Raw genomic sequence first — 24,199 nt, 5'->3', positions numbered from 1 at the left:
CATGGGAACGGGGGCGGCATCCCGGCCGCCCCCGTTCTGTTATGGGTGGATCAAGCCGCTACCGCGATCGGCACCCCGTGTTCGTCGGTCAGTGCCAGGCGGGTGTGCAGGTTGCCCTGCTGGGCCACCCGGGCGAAGTACTCCGAGCGGCGGCGCTGCATACAACCTTTCCGCGTACGGGGTCCGCCGGCCGCCACCGTGAGCAGTTCCGGCGCCAGCGAGCTGTTGAGGCCTTCGCGCAGCAGTTGCAGCGCCTCGGTCCGCAGCTGGGAGATGCGCGACTCGGTCACGCCCAGTCGCGCCGCCACGTCGCTGAGGGGCTGCTCCTGCAGGAACGACTCGGTGACGACCATGCGCAGCCGCTCGGGCAGCGCCTGGACGGCCTGGTGCAGATAGCCGAGGCGTTCCCGTTTGAGCAGCAGGTCCTCCGGCCCCTCGGACGTCTCCGGCACCATCTCCTCGGCCGCACCCGTGGGGAAGCCCTGCAGGCTCAGGAGGGCCGCCTTCTGCACGTCGTCCTCGACGGTGGCCAGCTCGCCGACGCCGATGCCGAGGAGCTCGGCCACCTCGGCGTCGGTGGGTGTGCGACCCAGAGCCGCGGTGAGCTCCTGGCGGGCGGCCGCGCTCTTGCGGGCCCGGGCGCGCACCGATCGGCTGGCCCAGTCCTGTCCGCGCAGCTCGTCGAGGAGCGCACCGCGGATGCGTACCGCGGCGAAGCGGTGGAACGGGATCCCCCGGGTCACGTCGAAGGATCGGGCAGCCCCCAGCAGCGCGGCGAAGCCGGCCGAGGACAGGTCGTCCGCATGGACGTGACCCGGTACCCGGTTCAGAAGTTCCCGGACCAGATGGCCAACCATCGGCATGTGTTCGCGGACCATGTCCTCGATGTCACGCGCGGACGGCGCGTCGTGGGTGGTGCCGATGGCGGCGGGGAGTTCGGTCGCGTCGGTCACGTAGTCCTCCTCGCTCGTACTACCGGTTGAGTGAAAACCGGCTGATGAGGAAGACTTTTGCCGTCGAAAGGTGCGAAGGCGGCCGAACTCGGTTGCTTTTAGGGTGCTTTTCGCGAGAAAAGCTCAGGTTTTCAGTGGAAGACGGCCGCGCGCCGAGGCTCCAGCACCTCGGTCAACTCCGCGTGCACCCAGTGCATGCGGCGCACCGCGACGTCCGGGTGATCGCCGAACTCCAGCGCCACCTCGGCCGCACATCCGTCGCTGCCGTGCCGCAAGATCATGGCGGTCACCGCCTGCTCGACCGCCTCGCTGGTCGGGCACTGGGACGGCTGAAGGTCGGAGACGAACAGGGCCTCCGCCGCCAGATCCTTGACAATGCTGATCATGTCGAACTCCCATGGACGACAACCTGCCGTACGCAGCCTCGAGTGCCCGTTCTCGGGCTTTTCAGACCGAATTGCCGCGCACAGTTCCGCTATCTCATCTTTTGCCCACGCACGGTCCCTGCCCGGCTGCCACGCCGGACGAAACGGAGGAAAGTGCCTGATGCATTCTTGACACAGTAACTCCGGAGCGAGCGGCATCGCGTCCGATTTCGGCCGTTGACCTGTACACCATCGGACCCCGGATTCCCGTCGGCCCCGGCGGTACGCCCCATCGACCCGGCCGCCGCCCACTACCTCTCCAGCATCCGGCCCGGGAGCACAAAAGGCCGGCTCGTAGTGAGCCGGCCTTTTGATACAGCTTGTTACGGGGTCTCGCAGTCCTCCGGGAAGGCGTCGTCACAGCCTTCCGGGCCACCGGCGTCGATCGTCGGCTTGTCCGTGGTGACCGGGGGCGGAGTCGTGGGCGGCGGCGGAGTCGGCGGCACCGTCGTCGGGGGCGGAGTCGTGGGCGGCGGTGGAGTCGGCGGCACCGTGGTCGGGGGCGGCGTCGTGGGCGGCGGAGTCGTGGGCGACCGTGACTCCGGCGGCGCAGTCGTCCCCGGCACGCCCGGTTTCGACGTCGAGCCCGGCTTCGTCGGCGTCACGTTGATGATGCCGTCGTCACCGATGGAGATGCCCGGGATCGGCGACGTCGTGGGCCCCAGCCGCGTCTGACCGTTGGCCAGGTGTTCCACGTATCGCGACGGCTCGTTCGGCTTGGACGACACGAAGGTCTCGCACTGCTGGCCGTTGAGCTTGAAGGCCATCGGCGGCACGTTGCTCGTGCCGTACCGTCCATTGATCTTGAGCGAGACCGTCTTGAGCGGCTCGATCTGCTGCGCCGAGTTGACGGTGACGGCGCCGCCCTGGGGCGACTCCTGCGTGAGGTCGACCTGACCGGCGCCGGAGACCACCTGGTCACCCGGCATGATGAACCAGAGGTTCCAGTCCTTGATCGGCGTCTCGTTGCGGTTGGCCACCGTCACCTGGGCCAGGAAGCGGCTGTTCTTGTCGCTCCACACGGCGTAGCTGACGACGCATCGGTTGTCCTGCGGGATGGCCGCGGGCGTCGCGCCCTTGGCCGAGTTCTCGCCCGGGGCGCCGGTCAGGGTCCACCCGTACGTCCCGACGCCCAGCAGCAGCACCCCGAGAGCCACGACGAGCACGCGGCGGGTCTTGGTCTGCGAGATGCGGGACCAGGACGGCGAGGTGGAGCCGCCCGGTGTGTCCGGCCCGTCCGGCTGGTTGCCGTACGCCGGACGCAGCCCGCCCGAGCCCGCCGCCGCCACCGGAGCGGCGTTGTAGACCGGGCCCGACGGCAGGTCGCCGAAGCGGCTGTTGCGCGCCGGAGCAGCCGGCTCGGACTGGGCATCCTCGGCGGCGCCGACCGGCTCGGCCGCCGGCGCCGGGCCGGCCGGGGAGACCGGCGCAGCCCCAGCCGCAGCGGGCGAGACCGGCGCAGCTCCCGCCGCGGCCGGCGACACCGGGATCGCGCCCGCGGCGAGGCCCTCGGCGTACGCCTGCGGCGACGGCAGAATCGTGGTGTCCTCGCCGCCGTCGGACCACTCAGGAACGTAACCCCGCGCGGTGGCCGGAGCGCCCTGGGCGAGAGCGGCCAGGATCTTGGCCAGCTCGGCGCTCGACGGGCGGTCGGACGGCCGCTTCTCGAGGCAGCGGCCCACCAGGGCGTCCACCTCGGCGGGCAGCCCCTCGACGACCGGCAGCGGCTCGGGCTCGGTGTACTGGTGAGCCCGCAGCAGGGCCGTCGTCGTGCCGACGTCCCACGGCAGCTGGCCGATGAGCGTGCGGTAGATGAGCAGGCCCACGGCGTAGACGTCGGTGGCCGGGCTGACCTGGCCGCCCTCGAGCCGCTCGGGCGCGAGGTAGGCCGGGGTGCCGAGCAGGCTGCCGTCGGGGTCGATGTCGTTCTCGCCGATCAGGGCCGAGATGCCGAAGTCGACAACCTTGGCCCCGGTCGGGGTGAGCATGACGTTGGCCGGGGTGACGTCGCGGTGGACGATGCCGCGCGAGTGTGCGGCGGCCAGCGCCGCGGCCACCTCGGCGGTTATCCGCACGGCGTGCTGCCAGGGCAGCTTGCGCACGCGCGCGAGCACGGCGGCGAGCGACTCGCCGTCGATCAGCTCCATGACGACGTACGGCACGGGCTCACCGTCGACGGTGGTCGCCTCGCCGTAGTCGTAGACATTCGTGATATTGGGATGGCTGAGCCGAGCGGCAGCCTGAGCCTCCGCGCGAAGCCGGCGCCGGAACGCCGGGTCCGCGCTTGTCGACGGTGGCAGAACCTTCACCGCGACCTGGCGCCCGAGGACCTCGTCGAACCCTCGCCACACCACTGACATCCCGCCGGCGCCGAGCCGCTCGACCAGTCGATATCGACCGGCCAGCAGACTCGAACCCGGAAGGTCCGTCGTGCTCATGTGCCCCCACATGCGCGCTTCGAAGAAACACCGAGTTGCACCGCCATGCCCCTCGGCGTCGGGGCGCCGGCACACAGCCGGTTGTTCCCCATCGACGGAAGGGATGCTAGCCGATGATCGGCCCCCTCACGATCCCGTGCACATGCGGTCTTACCTGCGGTTCATCACCGTCCGTTTCCGGACGGATCGCACCTGCGACGGGTGCCCGTCCAGTACCCGAAAGTCGGATCTCTGACTGAAATCCGGGTGCATTACATAGAGACACGCCGGTATGACCGCTTTATCGGAAGTCTCTTCCACGGGGACTTTCGCAGCGCTCGACAACAGTCGGCCTACCAGCCGTTACACCATCGTCACCTAGAGGCGATGCCGGGCGATGTCGACAAATAGTCGCCCTGTAGCAACTGTTCAGGGACTGACCTGTGCAACCTCGCTCAAACGGTCAGTCCCCTCCGCCGATCAGCCCATTCTGCGTGCCAACCTCCCCGAACGACGGATCAGCCGTGATAACCGGGGACGGGAACCCGTTCCTTCCCCAGTAGGGATCTTGCCGGCGACTGTACGGCCCCGGGTCCACGTCCGGGCAGCACCGGCGCGGCCTCAGCGGCGGGGACGGCGCCCAACTCGGCCAGCAGCGCGAGCACCGGCGCCAGCTTCTCGTAGACGACCAGCACCACATCGCCCGGGCGGGCGATCAGCAGCGCCTCGGTGACGGCCTCCCGGCAGTCCCCGGCCCGCACCGAGGACAACCCGGGCCGCCGCGCCCGCATCTCGCGCTCGGCCAGCGCGGACACCTCCCCCGGCGTGCGGCCTCGAAGGTCCTCGTCGTCGTAGAGCACCACCCGGGTCACCGCGTCCGCCACCACCTGCGCGCACGCCGCGATCAGATCGTCCCGCCGATCACCGGGCAGGGTCAGCGCGGCCACGCAGCGATCGGCCCCCCAGAGCCGGTGCAGGGTCCGCAGGGTGGCCGCCAGCGCCGCAGGGTTGTGGGCGTAGTCGACGAACACCGACACGTCCCCGAGCCGGAACAGCGTGCCCCGGCCCGCGTTCTCGACGGTGGGATCGAACTCGGCCACCCGCCGGCTCACCGCCTCCTGCCCCGCGCCCAGCGCCCGGGCCGCCGCCATGGCCGCCAGCGCGTTCGCCAAGACGTGGGGCGCCGCTCCCCCGTACGCCCCGGGAACGTCACCCACCCGCAGCAGCGCCGTCCGCCGGGCCCCGGTCGCCTGCAGCACCCACCCGTCGTCCAGCAGATAGGCCGTCCCGCCGCGGGCGAGATGCTCGACCACCACGGGCTGCTCGGCGTCGAGCCCGAACCACACCACCCGCTTACGGTCCGCGCGCACCCGCGGCCGGTCGACCATCGTGCGCACCCACGGGTCGTCGGCGTTGAGCACGAGCGTCCCGCCGTCACGCACCCGCTCGGCCACCAGCGCCTTCACGTGGGCCAGGTCCTCGATCGTGGCCAGCCCGTCCTGCCCCAGGTGGTCGGCGGTGATGTTGGTCAGCACGCCCACGTCGGACCAGTCGTAACCCAGCCCCCGGTTCAGCAGCCCGCCCCGCGCCGTCTCCAGCACGGCGGCCTGCACACCCGGGTCGCCCAGCACCATCTGCGCCGACAGCGGCCCGGTGGCGTCGGCCCGGAAGATCACGCGCCCGTCGACGCGTACGTCGTCGGTGGTGGTCAGCCCCACCCGCAACCCGCTGTCGGCCAGCAGGTGCGCGGTCATCCGGGCCACTGTCGTCTTGCCGTTCGTGCCGGTGATCGCCACCGTGGGGATCCGCCCGTCCGAGCCGGCCGGGTACATCGCCCGGACGATCGCGTCGCCCACGTCCCGCGAGCGGCCCCGCACCGGCGCCAGGTGCATGCGCAGGCCGGGCATCGCGTTGACCTCGATAACCCCGGCCCGGACCTCCGACCCGGCCTCCACCGGCGGCGCCGGCTCGCCGATGCCGGGCAGGCGCAGATCGATCCCGGCGATGTCGAGCCCGAGCTGCGCGGCGACCCGCAGGCAGAGCCGTTTCACCTCGGGGTGCACGTCGTCGGTGACGTCGTGGCTGGTCGCGCCGGTGGACAGGTTGCCGGTGTCGGCCAGCCACACCCGCCGCCCGGCCGCCGGCACGCTGCGGGCGGTCAGGTTCTGCCGCTCGAGCAGCGCGGGCACCGGCGTCACCCGGGTCAGCACCCGCGAATGCCCGACGCCGCGCCGGGGGTCGGCGTTGACCCGCTCGACCAGCTCGTCGATCGTGCTGCGCCCGTCACCGACCACGTGCGCGGCGATCCGTTCGGCGGCCGCGACGACCTCGCCCGCCACCACGAGCACGCGGTAGTCACGGCCGTCCAGCTGCCGCTCGACGATCACGTCCTCGCCGGCCGCCCGGAACGCCGCCTCGACCTGCTCCGGCGTGCACAGGTTCAGGGCCACGTGCTCGCCCTGGCTGCCCCGCCGGGGTTTGACGACCACCGGGCCGCCCAGCCTCTTCAGCCAGGCCAGAGCGTTTTCCAGCGTACGGGCGGCGCCTCCCTCGGGCATCGGCACGCCCGCCTCGGTCAGCAACCGCCTGGTCACCTGCTTGTCACCGGCGATGTCGATGCCCACGCCGCTGGTCTGATCGGTCATCGCGGCCCAGGCCAGCCGCCGCCGGTTGCCCCAGCCCAGCCGGAGCAGGCTCAGGTCGTCGTAGCGTTCGACCGGGATGCCGCGCCGCCGGGCCGCCGCGATGATCGACCGGGTGCTGGGCCCGGCCGCCTCCCGTTCCGCCCGCGCCGCCAGCTCCGACAGAACCGGTTTGCCCGTACGCCCGTCGATCACCGAAAGCACCAGATCCACCGCCTCCCGCAGCAGCTCCCCCGGCACCCGCGACACCGGGGACTCGTCGACCGGGCACTCGACGATCAGGTCGTAACAACCCGGCTCACCGGCCGACACCGTGCGCCCGAAACTCACGTCGCGCCCGATCAGCTGCGACAGTTCGAGGCTGACGTGCTCGGTGACATGCCCGAAGTAGGTGCCGCCGCGCAGCCGGCTCACGAACCCGCCCGGCGCCCCGGCCGCGCAGTGGTGCTCGGCCAGACCCGGCAACGTCCGCAGCAGCCGTTCCGTGAAGCCGGTGACGTCGGACGTCTCGACGCCGGTCAGCTCGCCCAGGCGCAGCCGCGCGACCACCGCCGGACGGGACAGATAGACGTTGGGTCCGCGCAGATGCCGCAGGCGCTCGATCTTCATGACGCCTCGTTCTCGATGACGCGGGGCCGTCGGCCCGTGAGGTGGAACGCGTGCCCGGCGGGCAACACGTGCAGGCGGCAGCCGGTCAGGGTGATCGGGCCGCGGTCGGGCACCCGGATGATCTCGGCGCCGCCGGCGTCGACAACCGTGACCGCACCGCTGCCGAGCACCTCGAAGTCGTCGCCGTCGGTCAGGATCGCGGTGTCCTCGTCGATGCCCAGGCCGAGCTGGTGCGGAGCCAGGGCGACCGCGCTGAGCAGCCGGTTGAGCCGCCCCCGCTGGCCGAAATGCTGATCGATCAGCACACCCGGCAGAAATTCCAGACCCGGGCCCGTACGCACGCACGCCCGCGACACCCCCGGGGCGTCACCCTCGACGATCATGGTCCCGGACATCATGGCGGCGCCCGCGCTCGTGCCGGCCAGCACCACCGCGCCCGCCGCGACCAGCTCCTGCAGCAGCGAGTCGGTGACCGTCCCGCCGATCACCCGGGTGATCCGCTCCTGGTCGCCGCCGGTGAAGAAGACGCCGGAGGCCGAGCGCAGCACCGGCTCGACCCGGGGATCGCAGGCGTCGGACCGGTTCGCGATCCGCAGTGCCTCGACCCGGCCGGCGCCCAGCGACTCGAAGGCGGCCAGGTGCTCGGTCTCGGCGGCGGTCGGCGCCGAACTGGCCGTGGCGACGACGACGATGCGCGCCGCGGCGCCGCCCGCCAGCTCGACGAAGCGGCCGAGCAGGCCCGGGCCGGCGGCGCCGCCGATGATCAGCAACCGGCCGCGGCGAGCATCGACCACACTCGACACGACACCTCCTCAACCGGCCGGAACGGCCACCCCTGAGGTTAATCGGAACAAATACGAAACATCCGGCTAATCGCCGTTGTCGGCCGGGAGCAGATGGGTGACTTCGGGCGGCCCCTCGGCCAGCGCCAGCGCGCGTTTCTCGGCCTCCTCGTCACTGCCGGTCATCCGGCCGTCGTGCTGACGCAGATGGTCCTCCCACGTCGGCACCTGATAGACCTCGACATAGCGGACCGGGTCCTCGCCGTCACGGAACAAACCCCAGCGCGTCGCCCCCGTCCGCAACCGCGTCAGCCGTACGGCGTTCATGGCCTCGACGAAACCGTCCGCCTGCTGATCCCGTACGCGGTAGACAGCCGTCACCAGCACGGGCCCCTCCTCGGGATGCGGGTCCAGCATGATGTGCGGCTCCGCCCACAAGGTTGCGGGACTCCGGTCGGCGTCGTCGTGCTCGTGCACCGGCAACCAGAACACGGTCGCCGTGCCCAGCAGCATGACCGCAGCGGCGGCCACGAACGTCGCGGGCAGCCCGAACACCTCGGCCACCTGCCCCCACAGCAGCGCGCCCAGCGCCTGCGCCCCGGCGAACACCACCTGATAGATCCCGAACCCGCGGGCCCGCACCCAGTTCGGCAGCAGCAACTGCAGGCCGGCGTTCATTCGCGAGACCAAGCACATCCAGCCCGCCCCCGCCGGCACCAGCACACCGGTGACGGCGAACTCGTTCGGCACCAGCGCGGTGACCAGCAGTGCCCCCGCATAGACCACACCGGCCACCACGATCAGCCGGTTGGCCGACAACACCCGCCGGATCCGTGGCATCAGCAGCGCGCCGGCGATCGCGCCCACGCCCAGCGCGGCCAGCAGAACCCCGTAGCCGCTCGCGCCCAGCCCGAGCTCCTGACGCGCGACCACGGGCAGCAGACCCCACACGACACTGCCCGGCACCACGAACAGGATCACGCGGATCAGCAGGCGACGGACGCTCGGCGCGTACCGGACGAACCGGCCGCCGGCCCGGACGGCGGGACCGAAACGCTCCGGGTGACCCGGCCCCTGACGCGCGGGGCGGCGCCACAGCAGAAGAGCGAGGGCGAAAACCCCGTACGAGAGGGCATTGAGCGCGAAAACGGCGGCCGACCCGACATGGGCCACCAGCAGACCCGCCACGGCCGGACCCGCCGACCGGGCCAGATTGGTGTTCACCGCGCCCAGGGCGGAAGCCGCGGGCAACTCGTCCCGCGAAACGAGCTCGGGAATGACGGCCTGCCAGGTCGGCAACGTGAGGGCCTGACCCACGCCGAGCAGGAAGGTGAACACCAGCAACACGGGCGGCGGCATCAGGCCGAACACGGTCAGGACGGTGAGCGCACCCCCGACCAGGCAAAGCACGACCTGCACGGCCAGCAGCAGGCGGCGGCGGTCGAACACGTCGGCGATCGCACCCGCCGGGAGGGCCAGCAACAGGACGGGCAGCATCGTCACGGTCTGCACGAGGCTGGTCCAGGTGGCCGCGTTCGGCTCCTGCACCACCAGCCACTGCGCGCCGACGGTCTGCATCCAGGTGCCGACATTGCCGGCCAGCACCGCGATCCACAGCATCCGGAAGACACGGCCCCGCAGCGGCGCCCAGGGTGAGTCCACCCCGGCAATCTAGCGGCGGCGCGCCCCCGGCCCCGGCGTGGGCAACACTTCGCGCAGATCCCCCACGACGTGCTCGTGGTCGCAGGTGAGCGTCGCCCCGACCCGGCCGCCGCAGTCACGGTGCTCGAACACGAGCGGAGGCCCCTCGGGCCCGGCCAGATAGCGGTCACCCCAGGTGGCGACGGCGACCATCACCGGATAGAGGTCGAAGCCCTTGCCGGTGAGCCGGTACTCGTGGCGGGCCCGCGCGCCCGGCTCCCGATAAGGAACACGGTGCAGCACGCCGTTGTCCACAAGCATGGCGAGCCGGTTGGTGAGCACCTGCCGCGGAATGCCGGTACGCACCCGCATGTCGTCGAAGCGCCGGATGCCGGCGAAAACCTCACGCAGCACGACGACGGTCCACTTCTCCCCGAGAATCTCCATGGCCCGGCCGATCGTGCAGTTGTCCACCGACCAGTTGAGCGCCTCGGGCGACGTTGTGGAACTCATGACACCGAGGCTAAGTCCACTGGACAGACCCAGCAAGGGGTGCCACGCTGCGTCCATGACCCAGACCCAGCAGGCCCGCACGCGCACCTTTTCCTGGAGCGACCCGTCGATCCACGCCTCCCACGTGGGCCGCAGCACAGGCCTGGAAATGCTGCAGGCCCTGGCCTCGGGCGAGCTCCCCGCCCCACCCATCATGGACCTGATCGACCTGGCCTCCCTCACAGTCGTCGAGGGTTCGGTAACCCTGCAGCTGGACCCCCAGGAGTTCCACTACAACCCCTTGGGCACGATGCACGGCGGTGTCATCTCCACCCTGCTCGACACCGCGGCGGCCTGCTCGATCCACAGCACCCTGCCGGCGGGCGTCGGCTACACGTCCCTCGACCTGAACGTCAAGTTCCTCCGCCCCATCACCCTTGCCTCCGGCCGCCTGACCTGCACCGGCTCGGTCCTGCAGTCGGGCCGCCGAACCGCCCTGGCCGAGGCCCGCCTCACCGACGCCTCCGGCCGCCTCGTCGCCCAGGCCATGTCCACCTGCCTCCTCTTCCCCCTCCCACCCGCTTAGCCCTCCCCTTCTCCCCCGCCTCCCCCCACCCGAACAGCCCTTCCCGCTCCACGCCTCCTCCCCTGCCTGCCCAGCCCTTCCCGCTCCCCGCGTCCTCTCCCGCCTGCTCAGCCCTTCCCGCTCCCCGCGTCCCCCTCCCACCCCGCGGTCAGGCGCTTTCCCGCCTCCCCGCGTCTTGCTCAGCGCCAGCCGTGGGCCGCGGGCTCGCTCACCCTGGGACGCTTCGGGGGAAGGGGTGCCCACTAACGGCGGGATGGAGCCTTTTATGCCGTTAGTGGTCACCCCTTCCCCCGAACCTTGCATGGGAGCCTGTGACGGCCAGGACTTTGGTCGCCGGCCTCTGGTTGCACGGCGGGGCCTCGGAACCCCCCTCGCCCTGGGCGGTCTGGCTTACGCGCTGGTTGAGCCAGGACTTTTGCCTGGGCAGGCCGGCCTGAGTGGTGGGTCGTGCGGACGCACCTCGCCGGTTGCGCTCGGACTCATCGCTACGCTCGCAAACCGCAGCCGGCCGCCTGCATGGCCCAGCCCGTCGGTGCCGTCCACCTGCCCGCCAACCGCTCACCCAACCCGAACCGCCCAGCCCACAGGCTGACCCCCACCACACACATCGCCACCCGGCCCACCACTCGTTGACCACTGCAGGGCGAAGACGAGCCCGGCCCACCCGGTGAGCCAGCCAACGCGCGCGACACTCAGCGAGAGCCGCCCGCCCAACCCGCCAACGCGCGCCACACTCAGCAGAAGCCGCCCGCTCAGCCAGCCAACCGCGCGACACCCAGCAAAAGCCGCCGACCCAACCAGCCAACCGGTACATGCAGAGCGAAAGCCGGACACTTAGCCCAGCCAGCGGGCGCGACACCCCCGCAAGCCCAACACCAAGCCCAGCCAACGGGCGCAACACCAAGGGCGGGCCGGATGTCAAGCCCGGCCAAGGGGGCCGTGACCGAGCGGTCAGTTGGACGGCAACGACGGGCTTGACCATGCAGCCGGCCCGTTGCCGGGTTTACGAGCGCAGCGATGATCCCCGGCGCAACCGGCGAGGTGCGTCCGCACGACCCACCACCCAGGCCGGCCTGCCCAAGCAAAAGTCCTGGCTGTACCGGCGCGTAAGCCAGACCCCTCAGGGTGACGGGGGTGACCCAGCCCGGTCATGCGACCAGAGACCGGCGACCAAAGTCCTGGCCGTCAGAGGCTCCCATGCAAGATTCGGGGGAAGGGGTGACCACTAACGGCATAAAAGGCTCCATCCCGCCGTTAGTGGTCACCCCTTCCCCCGAAGCGTCCCAGCGCAAGCAAGCCCCCACCCACCCAGCGCGAGAAGCACAACCCAGCGCAAGCAAGCACGACCCAGGGCGAGAAAAGCACGAGCCAGCGCGAGAAAGCACGACCCGGCGCAGAGAAAGGACGACCCCGCGCAGGGCGGGACGACGCCGCGCAGGGAAAGGATGACGCACAGGTCAGCGCTGGAGGCGCTGACGACGAGCCTCGCGCTTCTCCTCGAACCGGGAAGCCTGAGATTCGAGGTCGTCCATGTGAGCGGCCAATTCGTCCCGCGCCTTCTCGCCGTCCGCGGAGAGGTCGGTACGGGAGAAAACGTTCCACTGCCGCAGAACGGGCTGCAGGACCTCGTCGCGGTGCTGGCGCAGGTCGTAGATTCCGGCCAGAGCGATCGACAGGGCCTTACGGCCGAACCCTTCGATGTTGGCCCCCGGCATCTGGAACCCGGCGACCACGTCGGTGACCGCTCGCATCGCGTGGTTGGGGTCGAGGTCGAACGCCGCCGCCAGCAGGTTGCGGTAGAAGACCATGTGCAGGTTTTCGTCCGCCGCCACCCGCGCCAGCAGTTGTTCCGCTATCGGGTCGCCTGTCGCCCGGCCCGTGTTCCGGTGCGAGATGCGTGTCGCCAGTTCCTGGAAGGCAACGTACGCGATGGAGTGCAGGATCTCGTCCGGGTGGTCGTTGGAGTATCCGGACTCCATGTGGGTCATTCTGGCCCGTTCGAGTTCGACCGGATCGACCGCTCGCGTCACCGTCAGGTAATCACGCAGCGCGATTCCGTGCCTTCCCTCTTCGGCCGTCCACCGATGCACCCATGTCCCCCACGCCCCGTCCCGCCCGAACAGGGTCGCGATCTCGTGGTGGTATGAGGGCAGGTTGTCCTCGGTGAGCAGGTTGACGATCAGCGCTGTCCGGGCCACGTCGGGCAGTTTCGAGTCGGTCGGGGAGTATGCCTCGCCGCCGAGCAGACCGTCGAATGTGCGCCCTTCGCTCCACGGCACGTATTCGTGCGGGAACCATTCTTTGGCCAGCGACAGGTGCCGGTCGAGGTTGGTGGCGACGACGGGCTCGAGTTCGATGAGCAGGGCGGTCTGGTCCAACGGCATGACAATCACTCCCTACGGTCCCGTAACTTACGGCACCGTAGGTAAGGGTACCGCTCCCGGGTGCTTTCGCCCTGCGCGCCTCGGCCCGTCTTGGAGGACGGGGTCAGGAAACGACGTGCGCTCATCGTCCTGACAGCCGCCGCGAACGATCGAAAACCTCTTCAGACCCGCCCGAGGTGCGCACGCGCTGCGGCTCGCCACCGGCGTCGCCAACATCTCGCCGGTGAGGGAAAAGTGAGGCGTCGCCGGATCGACGTGGCCGTGCAGGCGTTCCTGACCACCGCGTTGTGCGGGGAGCAGGCCGCCGGCACGACGACGTCGAAGCCGGTGGAGCGTTTCTCGCTCGGTCAGCCCGCGATGACGGGGTGCAGGTCGCCGGCGGGTGGCTGCCACTCGGCGGCGTCGGCCTCCACCTGCTCCCCCGAACGGATGTCTTTGACCGTGTCGGGCTCGCCCGGGAACCACACGTACGGGATCCCGCGCCGGTCCGCGTACTGGATCTGTTTGCCGAATTTGGCGGCGGTGGGCGCGACCTCGGTCGGGATGCCGCGTTTGCGCAGGGCCGCCGCGATCCGGTCGCTGGCCGGGCGCTGTTCGTCGCTGGGCAGCGCGACCAGCACGCAGGTCGGCACCGAGCGGGACACGTGCAGCGCGTTCTGCCCGAACAGCACGCCGAGCATGCGGGACACGCCGATCGAGTAGCCCACGCCGGGGAACCGTTCCTTGCCGGTGTCGGCCAGGTTGTCGTAGCGGCCGCCGGAGCTGATCGACCCGAACCGCTCGTAGCCTTCGAGCAGGGTCTCGTAGACGGTGCCGGTGTAGTAGTCGAGGCCGCGGGCGATTTTCAGCTCGGCCGTGACCAGGCCGGGCGCGTGCTCGCGGGCCGTCTCGACGACCTGCAGCAACTCGGCCAGGCCCTCGTCGAGCAGCGGGTCGGTCACGCCGAGTTTGCGGACGGTGTCCACGAAGGAGCCGTCGTCGGCCGAGATCGCGGCCAGTTCGAGGCAGGCGTCGGCCTGGGCCCGGGTGGCGCCGGCCGTCTCGATCAGCGCCTCGGCCACCCGCGCCGGCCCGATCTTGTCGAGTTTGTCGACCGTACGCAGCACCTGCGCGGTGTCGGTGAGGCCGAGCCCGCGATAGAAGCCCTCGCAGATCTTCCGGTTGTTGACCTGGATGCGGACGCGCGGGACGGGCAGGCCGCCGAGGGCGTCGCCGATCACCAGCGGCATCTCGCAGTCGTAGTGGAACGGCAGCTCACCGCGGTTGACCACGTCGATGTCGGCCTGCAGGAACTCGCGGTAGCGGCCTTCCTGCGGGCGTTCGCCGCGCCACACCTTCTGGATCTGGTAGCGCCGGAACGGGAACTGCAGCTTGCCCGCGTTTTCCATGACGAACCGGGCGAACGGCACGGTCAGGTCGAAGTGCAGGCCGAGCGCGTCGTCGTCCTTGGTGTTCTCGTCAGCCTGCAGGCGGCGCAGCAGGTACACCTCTTTGGAGGTTTCGCCCTTGCTCAGCAGGGTGTCGAGCGGTTCGACCGAGCGGGTCTCGAGCGGGGAGAAGCCGTACAGCTCGAAGGTGGTGCGGATGCGGTCGAGCACGCGCTGCTCGATCATGCGCTGCGGCGGCATCCATTCGGGAAAACCGGAAATGGGCATGGCTCAGGGTCTCCTAGCGAAAAGTCTTTACAGCCCACGGCCGGGCGCGGCGATCAGTTCCCGCAGGTACGGGTTCTGTGCGCGCTCGCGGCCGATGGTGGTGGCCGGTCCGTGGCCGGGCAGCACGACGGTGTCGTCGGCCAGCGGCAGGATCTTGTCCCGCAGGCTGGTCATCATCGTCGCGGTGCTGCCGCCCGGCAGGTCGGTGCGTCCGATCGAGCCGGCGAACAGGACGTCCCCGGAGAGGCAGACCTGGTCCGCCTCGAGTTCCGAGCCCGCGCCGGGCAGCCGGAAGAGCACCGACCCGCCGGTATGGCCGGGCGCATGGTCGACGGTGATCTCGAGGCCGGCCAGCGTGAGCGTCGCGCCGTCGGTCAGTTCGGCCACGTCGTCGGGCTCGGAGTACTGCAGGCGGCCACCGAACAGCTGGGTGAGGTCGGCGCTCAGGCCCTTGGCCGGGTCGGCCAGCATCTCGCGGTCGGCCGGGTGCACGTACGCCGTGATGCCGCGCGCGCCGCAGACCGGGGCGACCGAGAACGTGTGGTCGAGGTGGCCGTGGGTGAGCAGCACAGCGGCCGGGAAGAGGCGGTGCTCGGCAAGCAGCTCGTCGAGCTGGTCGAGCACGCCGATGCCGGGATCGACGATCAGGCATTGCTCGCCCGGGGCGGCGGCGACCACATAGCAATTGGTGCCGAAGGCTTGGGCCTCCACGCCGGTGACAAGCACAACGGGCCTCTCTGGAGAAGCGAGCAAGAAAAACAGTAGCGAATCGTAACGAGCCTAGCCCGGCGGGCGCACACCACTTTCTCAGGAGGTACCCGTACACTCTTGCGGGCGTGTGACATGGGTCGTACGAGAGGACAGCGTTCGGTGGCATCCAGCAGGGACCGGCAGCGCAAGCTGGCGCGCGCGAAACTCGATCGGCAGATGGCACGCCGGGCCGTCAAGGAGCGCCGTAAGCGTCGCTTGCTGGCCGGGGCCGGCGCGGTCGTCGCGGTTCTGGTGATCGTTGCCGGGGTGGCGTGGATGGGTGGGGCGTTCGATTCCGACGAACCGTCGACCGACGCCGCCGACCAGGACATCTGTCTGTGGACCCCGCAGAACGCGAGCACCAACTCGAACCTCAAGGACGTGGGCACGCCCCCGACCAAGGACATCCCGACGCTGGGCACCGAGACGATGACGGTCACCACCAACCAGGGTGAGCCGATCGTGGTGGGCCTCGACCGGGAGCTCTCGCCGTGCGGCACGGCCGACATCTCGTACCTGGCGAGCAAGCAGTTCTACGACAACACCGACTGCCACGAGATCACCTCGTACGGGGCTCTGCGCTGCGGCGACCCGAGCGGCACCGGGCTCGGCGGCCCGACGTACAGCGTCTACAACGAGAACGTGCCGACCGCGCCCGAGCCGAGCGCGTCGGCCGGAGCGGACGCCGGCGCCAAGACGCCGCTCTATCCGAAGGGCACCGTCGCGCTGATCGGCGACCCGCCCGGCACCAACGGCAGCCAGTTCCTGATCTTCTTCAAGGACTACAGCCCCGCGACCGCCGAGTACTCCATCGTCGGCAAGGTGACCGGCGGGCAGGCGACGCTCGACAAGATCGCCAAGATTCCGACGTCGGCCAACGACGCGGGCGAGAAGGTCAAGCCCACCCAGAAGATCACCATCAAGACCCTGACCGTCGGCGACGCTCCAGCGTCCGCAGCCCCGTCGGCGAGCACCCAGTCCTAGGCAATCCCCCAGGCCGACATATTCAGCAGGAGGAACACCGTGTCGTCGATCAAGGACCGGCAGCGCGCGGCGGCGCGGGCCCGGCTCGAGAAGGAGATGGCCGAGCGGGCCGCTGCCGCTCGTAAGCGCCGGCAGAAGCAGGCCATCATCGGTTCCGCTATCGCCGTCGTGCTGATCGCGGGCGCCGCGGTGTGGATCGTGACCGCGCTCGGCGACGACGACAAGCCCGCCGACACGGCGGCCTCGGGCGTGCCGGCGGGCCAGGTCGCCTGCACCTGGACTCCCGACGCGGGCGGCGGCGGCAAGGTCAAGGACGTCGGCACCCCGCCGGCCACGGCGCCCAACACCGGCAGCGCCGTGCTGACCATGGACACCAACCTGGGCGCCATCAAGGCCACAGTCGACAAGACCAAGGTGCCGTGCACCGCGGCCAGCTTCGAGTTCCTGGCGAGCAAGAAGTTCTGGGACAACTCGAAGTGCCACCGCCTGGTCAACGAGGCCAGCTTCAAGGTGCTGCAGTGCGGCGACCCGTTCGCCTCGGGCAAGGGCTGGCGCGACACCGACGGTCAGGGCGGCCCGAGCTACACCATGGCCGAGGAGAACCTGCCGACCGACACCCAGAAGCCGTACCCGGCCGGGTCGATCGCGATGGCCAACACCGGTCAGCCCGGCAGCACGGGCAGCCAGTTCTTCATCGTCTCGGAAGACACCCAGCTGCCGGCGAACTACACGCTGCTGGGCACGATCACCGAGGGCCTCAACATCGTCAAGGACGTGGTGAAGGCCGGTGACGACGGCGCGTTCGCGCAGCAGGCGGGGGGTGGCCACCCGAAGAAGGAGGTCACCATCAAGTCGCTGACGATGGCCGCCGCGTAACGGAGTTGTTGAGCGGGGCCTCCGTCCGGAGGCCCCGCTTTTTCATGCTCCGGAGGTGACGCGGTAGGCGTCGAAGACGCCGTCGACCTTGCGGACCGCGGCCACCAGGTGACCCAGGTGTTTCGGGTCGGCCATCTCGAAGGTGAACCGGCTGACGGCCACCCGGTCACGGGTCGTGGTGACCGTGGCGGACAGGATGTTGACCCTTTCCTCCGACAGCACCCGGGTGACGTCGGCCAGCAGCTTGTGCCGGTCGAGCGCCTCGACCTGGATGGCGACCAGGAACGTCGACGCGCTGGTCGGCTTCCAGGTCACCTCGACGACGCGTTCCTGCTGGTCGCGCAGGTCTTCGGCGTTGGCGCAGTCCTCGCGGTGCACGCTGACGCCGCCCGAGCGGGTGACGAAGCCGAACACGGCGTCGCCCGGCACCGGGGTGCAGCAGCGGGCCAGCTTCACCCACACGTCGCTGACGCCCTTGACCACGACGCCCGGGTCCTGAGCCGTGCTGCGGTTACGCGGCGGCCGGGTCGCGACGGCGGTCTCGGCGATGTCCTCGACCGCGCCTTCCTCACCACCGAACCCGGCCACGAGTTTCTGCACGACGGACTGGGCCGACACGGTGTTCTCCCCGATCGCCGCGTACAGCGAGGCGACGTCGGGCAGGTGCAGGTCGCGGGCGATCGTCGTGAGGTTCTCGTTGGTCAGCATGCGCTGCAGGGGCAGGCCCTGCTTGCGCATCGCCTTGACGATCGCCTCCTTGCCGATCTCGATTGCTTCCTCGCGCCGCTCCTTGTTGAAGTACTGCCGGATCTTCGTACGGGCTCGCGGGCTCTTGACGAAGCCGAGCCAGTCCTGCGTCGGGCCGGCGTTCGACGACTTCGACGTGAAGATCTCGATGACGTCACCGTTGGACAGCGTCGACTCGAGCGGCACCAGCTTGCCGTTGACCCGGGCGCCGATGCACTTGTGCCCGACCTCGGTGTGCACGGCGTAGGCGAAGTCGACCGGGGTCGAGCCCGTCGGCAGCGGGATGACGTCGCCCTTGGGCGTGAAGACGTACACCTCCTGGCTCGACAGGTCGAACCGCAGGGCGTCGAGGAACTCCGACGGGTCACTCGCCTCACGCTGCCAGTCGAGCAGTTGCCGCAGCCAGGTCATCTCGTCGATGTGCGCCGGCGGGCCGACGATCGTCGCGCCCTTCTGCTCCTTGTACTTCCAGTGCGCGGCGATGCCGAACTCGGCCGTGCGGTGCATCGCGAACGTACGGATCTGCATCTCGACCGGCTTACCGGTCGGGCCGATGACCGTCGTGTGCAACGACTGGTACATGTTGAACTTCGGCATCGCGATGTAGTCCTTGAACCGGCCCGGCACGGGCTGCCAGTTCGCGTGGATGACGCCCAGCGCGGCGTAGCAGTCGCGGACCGTGTCGACCAGGATACGGACGCCGACGAGGTCGTAGATGTCGTTGAAGTCGCGGCCCCGCACGATCATCTTTTGGTAGATCGAGTAGAGGTGCTTGGGGCGGCCGGTGGTCTCGGCCTTGATCTTCGCCGACTTGAGGTCGAGGCTGACCCTGTTGGTCACCTGCCGCAGCAACGCCTCACGCTGCGGCTGATGCTCCCCGATGAGCCGGTTGATCTCTTCGAACCGCTTGGGGAACAGGGTGCCGAACGCGAGGTCCTCCAGCTCCCACTTGATCGTGTTCATACCGAGGCGGTGGGCCAGCGGCGCCAGGATCTCGAGCGTCTCCTTGGCCTTCTGCTCCTGCTTGGGGCGGGGCAGGAAGGTCAGCGTCCGCATGTTGTGCAGCCGGTCGGCCAGCTTGATGACCAGCACGCGCGGGTCCTTGGCCATCGCGACCACCATCTTGCGGATGGTCTCGGCCTTGGCCGCGTCGCCCAGCTTCACCTTGTCGAGCTTGGTGACGCCGTCGACCAGCAGCGCGACCTCGGCCCCGAAATCGCCGCGCATCTGGTCGAGCGAGTAGTCGGTGTCCTCGATCGTGTCGTGCAGCAGGGCCGCCACCAGGGTGGTCGTGTCCATGCCGAGGTTCGCCAGGATCGTCGCCACGGCGAGCGGATGTGTGATGTAGGGGTCGCCGGACTTTCGATACTGACCCGAATGCCACCGCGCGGCGACGTCGAACGCACGCTGCAGCATGCGGCCGTCGGCCTTGGGGTGACTCGCCCGGTGGGTGGCGATCAGCGGCTCGAGAACCTCGCTGACCTGCGTGCTCTGCCACGGCGCGTTGAACCGGGCCAGGCGGGCTCGCACCCGTCGACCGGTCGGCGCGCTGGCCAGCCCGAATCCGCCCGCCGAACCGTCGGCAGGCGGCATCGGCTGGGTGACATCGGGGTCAGAGACCTCGGCCGGCCGTGCCTCGTCAGCGGGCGCCGAGGCGTCCGCGTCGTTTCGTGAGTCCTCGGTCGGCTGCACCGTGCCCTCCGCCGGAGGGACGACGTCGCTGGACACCGGCCTCCTCACACCATCGCTCGGGACCTCGCCGGTCGTCGCCGGCCGGAGAAGTCCACCAATGCCAGGGTTGGTCACCTGGTTAGGAACGCCATCCTACCCGCAGACTCTTCCCCGATGCCCCGCCCGAACCTCCGAAAGAGCGGCCGCCCCCGGGCAAAGAGTCACTAAACGGTCAGCAACGCATGGACCGTACGGGGGCTGAGCCTCTCCCGGCCCTTCAGGAAGGCCAGCTCCATCAGCACGGTGAAGCCCGCCACCGTGCCCCCGGCCCGCTCCACGAGTTCCAGGGCGGCCGCTGCGGTGCCCCCGGTGGCGAGCACGTCGTCGACCACCAGGACACGCTGACCGGCGATGAACGCGTCCTCGTGCACCTCGAGAGTGGCCTCGCCGTACTCGAGCTCGTACGAGGCCGACAGTGCCTGCCGCGGCAACTTGCCCGCCTTGCGCACCGGCACGACACCCACCCCGGCCGCGTACGCGATGGCCGCCGCCACCACGAAGCCGCGCGCCTCGACACCGGCCACCACGTCGAACGAGCCCGGCCCGTGGTGGGCGACGATGCCGTCGACCGCCGTACGGAAGGCCCGCCCATCGGCGAAGAACGGCATCAGGTCCTTGAAGACGATGCCGGGCTTGGGGAAGTCGGACACGTCGATCGTGCCGCCGAGCACTACCGCGGCGAGCCCGGGGCCGCTGTCACCGGTGGCGTGGGGGATCTCATCAGTCACCGCGCCAGCCTAACGACAGCGGGGGCGGCCGTGATCCGGCCGCCCCCGCTGTCTTGTCATGCCCTGTTCACGCCTAGCGTCGCTTGTTGCCCCCGCTGGGCCGGGGACCGGCGCCACCGGGACGTCCGCCCCGGTTGGTGTTGCGCTTCCCCGTGGGCCGCGAACCCGGCCGCGGAGCGGACGACGCGAGCGCCGGGGCCTCCTCGTCGGAGTCGGTCGCGTTGGCGTTGCGGCCGGTGCGCTCGGGCCGCGGGGCGACGTCGCCCGAGCGGACCGCGGCCCGGCGGGCCAGCACCCGGGCGGTGTGCGCCTTGATCCTGGGCTCGCGCTCCTTGAGCACGGTCAGCACCGGCGCCGCGAACAGGATCGAGCAGATCACCCCGAGGCCCATGCCGACGAACAGCACCAGGCCCAGGTCCTTCAGGGTGCCCGCGCCGAGCAGACCGGCGCCGATGAACAGCAGGCCGCCGACGGGCAGCAGCGCCACCAGGCTGGTGTTGATCGACCGCATCAGGGTCTGGTTCACCGCCAGGTTGGTGGCCTCGGTGTAGGTCCGGGTGCTGCCCGCCGTGATCCCGCGGGTGTTCTCCTGCACCTTGTCGAAGACCACCACCACGTCGTACAGCGAATAACCCAGAATCGTCAGGAAGCCGATCACCGTGGACGGCGTGACCTCGAACCCGACGAACGAGTAGATGCCGGCCGTGAGGATCAGGTCCAGGACCAGCGACGAGACGGCGGCGACCGCCATCCGCCACTCGAATCTGACGACCAGGTAGACCATCACCAGCACCAGGAAGATGACCAGACCCAGCATGGCCTGCCGGGTCACCTGGCCACCCCAGGCTGCCGACACCTGGTCGTCGCTGATCTCGCTGGCCGGCACGCCCAGATCCTCGACCAGCGCCGCCTTGGCCTGCTCGGCCTGCTGCGCGGTCAGCGCCGACGCGCGGACGGTGAAACGCTGGTCGCCGCCGGTCAGGCCGACCTGCTGGGCGGCGCCGATCTCGGCCGCCGGGTCGACCGCTTTGATCGCCCGCTCGACGGCCTCGGAGGCCTCGGCCTGGGTGAGCGTACGGTCGCCGGTCTCGGCCGGAATGCTGAACGACGTGCCACCGGCGAACTCGATGCCCAGGTGGAACCGGTTGATCGCGAAGCTGCCGATCGACAACAGGACGAGGACGGCGGCGATGGAGAACCACAGCTTCCGCCGACCGATGATGTTGATGTTCGCCTCGCCCGTGTAGAGGCGGGTGGCGAAACCGTCGCGGGCCATGTCAGGCCTCCTTGGCATCGGTCGAAGTGCTGCGCAGGACGCGGCCGAGGCCGCTGACGCGCGGCGACAGGAACGCCTTGGTCCGCGCGAACATCGTCATGATCGGGTGCCGGAACAGGAACACCACGAGCAGGTCGAGAACGGTGGCCAGGCCCAGCGCGAAGGCGAAGCCCTGTACGGCGCCGACGGAGACGACGTACAGCACGACCGCCGCCAGGATCGTGATCGCGTTCGCCGAGATGATCGTACGCCGGGCGCGTGCCCAGGCCCGCGGCACGGCGCTTCGCGGACTTCGACCGTCGTGGATCTCGTCCTTCAGACGTTCGAAGTAGATGACGAACGAGTCCGCCGCGACACCGAGGGACACGATGAAGCCCGCGATGCCGGCCAGGGTCAACGTGAAGCCCATCGAGCGGCCGAGGAACACGAGCGCGCCGAAGGTCAGCAGGCCGGACAGAATGAGGCTCAGGATGATGACGGTGCCGAGCAGGCGGTAGTAGAAGAACGAATAGATCGCCACCAGCGCCATGCCGATGCCCGCGGCCAGCAGACCGGCCTGCAGCTGCTGGATGCCCAGGGTCGCCGACACCGTCTGGGCCGGGCCCGAGGTGAAGGTGACCGGCAGCGCGCCGAAGTTCAGCTGGTCGGCCAGCTGCTTGGCCGAGGCGCTGTTGAACTGGCCGGTGATCTGTGAGGTGCCGCTCAGCACACCCTGGATCTGCGGGGCCGAGACCACGGTCTTGTCGAGCACCACGGCGACGGCGCAGTGGTCGACCTGGCCGTACAGCGCCTGGGCGGCCACGAAGCAGGGGTCGCTCGAGGTGGCCTCGAACGCCTTACGGGTCAGCGCGGCCCACTTGGCCGATCCCTCGCTCTTGAAGTCGAGCGACACGACCCACTGACCGGACTGCTGCTCGATCTGCGGGCTGGCCTTCGAGATGTCGTCGCCCACCACCTCGGCCTTGTCCAGCAGCACCTTGGCGCTCTGGTAGCAGACGGCGGCCTCGGTCTTCACGTCGTCGATCGCGCCGTTGGGCCGGTCGTCGAGCTGCTTGCAGCTGATCGTCGGCACGTTGAACTGCATCTTCGCCGGCAGCGCGGCCACCTCGGTCCCGTTCAGCTTCGCGAAGGAGGCGAACGGCTTGCCGGCGTTCGGGTCGCTGCTCAGGTCGACCGGGGCGGTCAGCTTCTCGGCCGCGGCCCACGCGGCCGCGCCGACCTTCTCCTTCACGTCGTCCAGCTTGGCCTGTTCCTCGGCCGAGACCGGCGCGGCCGAAGCCGACGGGGTCGGAGTCGGGGTCGGGGTCGGCGCCGGGGCCTTGACCACCTCGCCACCGCCCTGGCCACCCGACGACGGGCCGTTGGTGGCGGCCGGGACTCCGGAAGCCGGAGCTGAAGCCGGGGCCGACGGCGCGCCGCTGCCCGTCGGTGCCGCGCTGGGCTGCGCCGACGGCGGGTTCAGCGCGACCGACGACACGTCTCCGGTCGTGCCGATCAGCAGCCGGAACCGCATCTGAGCGGCCTGCGACAGGTCCTTGAGCTGGTCGTCGGCCTTACCGGCGAGGGACACCACAATGTTGCGGTCGCCCTGGATGACAACCTCGGCCTCGGAGACGCCCAGCGCGTTCACACGCTGGTCGATGATCTCGCGGGCCTGCTCCATGCTCTCCTTCGACGGCACCTGACCGCCCTGCACCGACGCGATGTACGTGGCCTGCGTGCCACCCACCAGGTCGAGGCCGAGCTTGGGGTGCAGGCGGTCGGTGAAGCTGCCGCTCGCGCCGCCGGTGAAGAAAACCAGCAGGTACAGGACAACGAAGATCGCGCCGAGCACGGCTAGCTGCCGTCCGGGATGCATCTGTCCCTGTGGTGGTCGTGCCACGGCTTCGGTCTCCCTGTGTCTTGCGAATCTGATCCGGTCTGGTGAATCTGGCTCACGCGGCTGGCTCCGCGCACACCCGACGAACCGGCCCGGCGGCTATGAGTCACCGCGGGCCGGCCCGTAGGGACTAACGTCAGTCCTTTTTACGCGTATCGGTCACCGGGTCGACAACCGGCTCCTCCACCGCGGGCTCGACCGGCTCCTCGATCGGCGCGGCGGCGGACTCGGCGGGAAGGACGCGGGCGATCGCCGGACGGGCGAACTGCACGTGGACGCCGTCGGCGATGTCGAGGGTCACGACGTCGTCGTCGACGGAGACGACCGTGCCGTGCAGGCCACCGATGGTGACGATGCGGTCGCCCGGGCCCAGGGCGTTCTGCATCTGCTGAGCCTCACGGCGCCGCTTCTGCTGCGGCCGGATCATGAGGAAATACATCACGGCGAAGAGCAGAACGATGAGGAGCAGCGGCGTGAAGCTGCCACCGCCGGATGCCTCGGCTGCCTGGATCACGAAATAAAGCCTTCCGTTGGCCACCGGCGGCGCGGATCACGCGCACCGGGGCGATAAGCACATCCCGGGTTGAACGGCGGCGAGTCTAATCGGTCAACCTGAGAAGTCCGAATGCGGCACACATCACG

18 protein-coding genes are annotated in these 24,199 nt (G+C 70.0%); 3 read left to right on the top strand and 15 right to left on the bottom strand.

The annotated features are described in order from the left end of the window. Positions 1 to 50: 50 nt before the first annotated feature. The 7 genes from C8E87_RS26385 to C8E87_RS26355 form a co-directional block, all read right to left on the bottom strand. The gene (locus C8E87_RS26385; RefSeq protein ID WP_133875576.1) at positions 51 to 953 is read right to left on the bottom strand and encodes a sigma-70 family RNA polymerase sigma factor; all 903 of its coding nucleotides are present in this window, start codon (positions 951 to 953) and stop codon (positions 51 to 53) included. 131 nt (positions 954 to 1,084) lie between these two features. Next, entirely contained in the window at positions 1,085 to 1,339 is a 255-nt protein-coding gene (locus C8E87_RS26380) for a hypothetical protein (RefSeq protein WP_133875575.1), read from the bottom strand. Between the two features lie 362 nt (positions 1,340 to 1,701). Continuing rightward, positions 1,702 to 3,891 carry a protein kinase domain-containing protein gene (locus C8E87_RS26375; RefSeq protein ID WP_341771750.1) on the bottom strand — a complete coding sequence of 730 codons (2,190 nt, stop codon included), beginning with the start codon at positions 3,889 to 3,891 and terminating at the stop codon, positions 1,702 to 1,704. A 422-nt stretch (positions 3,892 to 4,313) separates the two neighbouring features. Then, complete coding sequence (gene cphA / locus C8E87_RS26370; RefSeq protein ID WP_133875574.1) at positions 4,314 to 7,046, bottom strand: cyanophycin synthetase; 2,733 nt, start codon at positions 7,044 to 7,046, stop codon at positions 4,314 to 4,316. Then, positions 7,043 to 7,849 carry a cyanophycinase gene (locus C8E87_RS26365; protein WP_239079996.1) on the bottom strand — a complete coding sequence of 269 codons (807 nt, stop codon included), beginning with the start codon at positions 7,847 to 7,849 and terminating at the stop codon, positions 7,043 to 7,045. Before C8E87_RS26365 ends, cphA begins: the two co-directional genes overlap by 4 nt. 66 nt (positions 7,850 to 7,915) lie before the next feature. Then, the gene (locus C8E87_RS26360; RefSeq protein WP_133875573.1) at positions 7,916 to 9,490 is read right to left on the bottom strand and encodes an MFS transporter; all 1,575 of its coding nucleotides are present in this window, start codon (positions 9,488 to 9,490) and stop codon (positions 7,916 to 7,918) included. A gap of 9 nt (positions 9,491 to 9,499) precedes the next feature. Beyond that, positions 9,500 to 9,982, bottom strand: a complete 483-nt coding sequence (locus C8E87_RS26355; protein WP_133875572.1) for a winged helix-turn-helix transcriptional regulator — start codon at positions 9,980 to 9,982, stop codon at positions 9,500 to 9,502. A 55-nt stretch (positions 9,983 to 10,037) separates the two neighbouring features. On the opposite strand from C8E87_RS26355, the gene C8E87_RS26350 reads away from it, so the two are divergent. Then, a complete protein-coding gene (locus C8E87_RS26350; RefSeq protein ID WP_133875571.1) occupies positions 10,038 to 10,547 on the top strand; it encodes a PaaI family thioesterase in 510 nt (169 codons plus the stop codon). A gap of 1,457 nt (positions 10,548 to 12,004) precedes the next feature. On the opposite strand, the gene C8E87_RS26345 is transcribed toward C8E87_RS26350, so the two are convergent. The 3 genes from C8E87_RS26345 to C8E87_RS26335 form a co-directional block, all read right to left on the bottom strand. After that, positions 12,005 to 12,931: an acyl-ACP desaturase gene (locus C8E87_RS26345; protein WP_133875570.1), complete on the bottom strand. Its 927-nt coding sequence runs from the start codon at positions 12,929 to 12,931 to the stop codon at positions 12,005 to 12,007. Positions 12,932 to 13,278: 347 nt separating this feature from the next. Beyond that, on the bottom strand, positions 13,279 to 14,586 hold the full coding sequence (gene hisS / locus C8E87_RS26340) for a histidine--tRNA ligase (RefSeq protein WP_133875569.1): 1,308 nt from the start codon (positions 14,584 to 14,586) through the stop codon (positions 13,279 to 13,281). A gap of 27 nt (positions 14,587 to 14,613) precedes the next feature. Then, positions 14,614 to 15,312, bottom strand: coding sequence for an MBL fold metallo-hydrolase (locus C8E87_RS26335; protein WP_133875568.1), 699 nt, complete (start codon positions 15,310 to 15,312; stop codon positions 14,614 to 14,616). A gap of 144 nt (positions 15,313 to 15,456) precedes the next feature. Between C8E87_RS26335 and C8E87_RS26330 the strand changes: the two genes are divergently transcribed. Both C8E87_RS26330 and C8E87_RS26325 read left to right on the top strand, forming a co-directional pair. Then, positions 15,457 to 16,320: a peptidylprolyl isomerase gene (locus tag C8E87_RS26330; protein WP_133875567.1), complete on the top strand. Its 864-nt coding sequence runs from the start codon at positions 15,457 to 15,459 to the stop codon at positions 16,318 to 16,320. A 39-nt stretch (positions 16,321 to 16,359) separates the two neighbouring features. Continuing rightward, positions 16,360 to 17,196: a peptidylprolyl isomerase gene (locus tag C8E87_RS26325; protein WP_133875566.1), complete on the top strand. Its 837-nt coding sequence runs from the start codon at positions 16,360 to 16,362 to the stop codon at positions 17,194 to 17,196. 42 nt (positions 17,197 to 17,238) lie between these two features. Here C8E87_RS26325 and C8E87_RS26320 read toward each other — a convergent pair whose 3' ends face one another. The 5 genes from C8E87_RS26320 to yajC form a co-directional block, all read right to left on the bottom strand. Continuing rightward, positions 17,239 to 19,671: a RelA/SpoT family protein gene (locus C8E87_RS26320; protein ID WP_133875565.1), complete on the bottom strand. Its 2,433-nt coding sequence runs from the start codon at positions 19,669 to 19,671 to the stop codon at positions 17,239 to 17,241. A 167-nt stretch (positions 19,672 to 19,838) separates the two neighbouring features. After that, the gene (locus C8E87_RS26315; protein ID WP_133875564.1) at positions 19,839 to 20,402 is read right to left on the bottom strand and encodes an adenine phosphoribosyltransferase; all 564 of its coding nucleotides are present in this window, start codon (positions 20,400 to 20,402) and stop codon (positions 19,839 to 19,841) included. A gap of 73 nt (positions 20,403 to 20,475) precedes the next feature. After that, positions 20,476 to 21,678, bottom strand: coding sequence for a protein translocase subunit SecF (gene secF, locus C8E87_RS26310; protein WP_133875563.1), 1,203 nt, complete (start codon positions 21,676 to 21,678; stop codon positions 20,476 to 20,478). A 1-nt stretch (position 21,679) separates the two neighbouring features. Next, positions 21,680 to 23,536, bottom strand: a complete 1,857-nt coding sequence (gene secD / locus C8E87_RS26305; RefSeq protein ID WP_133877097.1) for a protein translocase subunit SecD — start codon at positions 23,534 to 23,536, stop codon at positions 21,680 to 21,682. 157 nt (positions 23,537 to 23,693) lie between these two features. Further along, positions 23,694 to 24,071, bottom strand: coding sequence for a preprotein translocase subunit YajC (yajC, locus tag C8E87_RS26300; protein ID WP_133875562.1), 378 nt, complete (start codon positions 24,069 to 24,071; stop codon positions 23,694 to 23,696). Positions 24,072 to 24,199 lie beyond the last annotated feature (128 nt).

It is taken from the genome of Paractinoplanes brasiliensis (genome assembly GCF_004362215.1).
GTDB classification, from domain to species: Bacteria; Actinomycetota; Actinomycetes; order Mycobacteriales; family Micromonosporaceae; genus Actinoplanes; species Actinoplanes brasiliensis.
The sequence above is the reverse complement of the archived record's forward strand: the minus strand, read 5'-3'. Positions and strand labels throughout refer to the sequence as shown.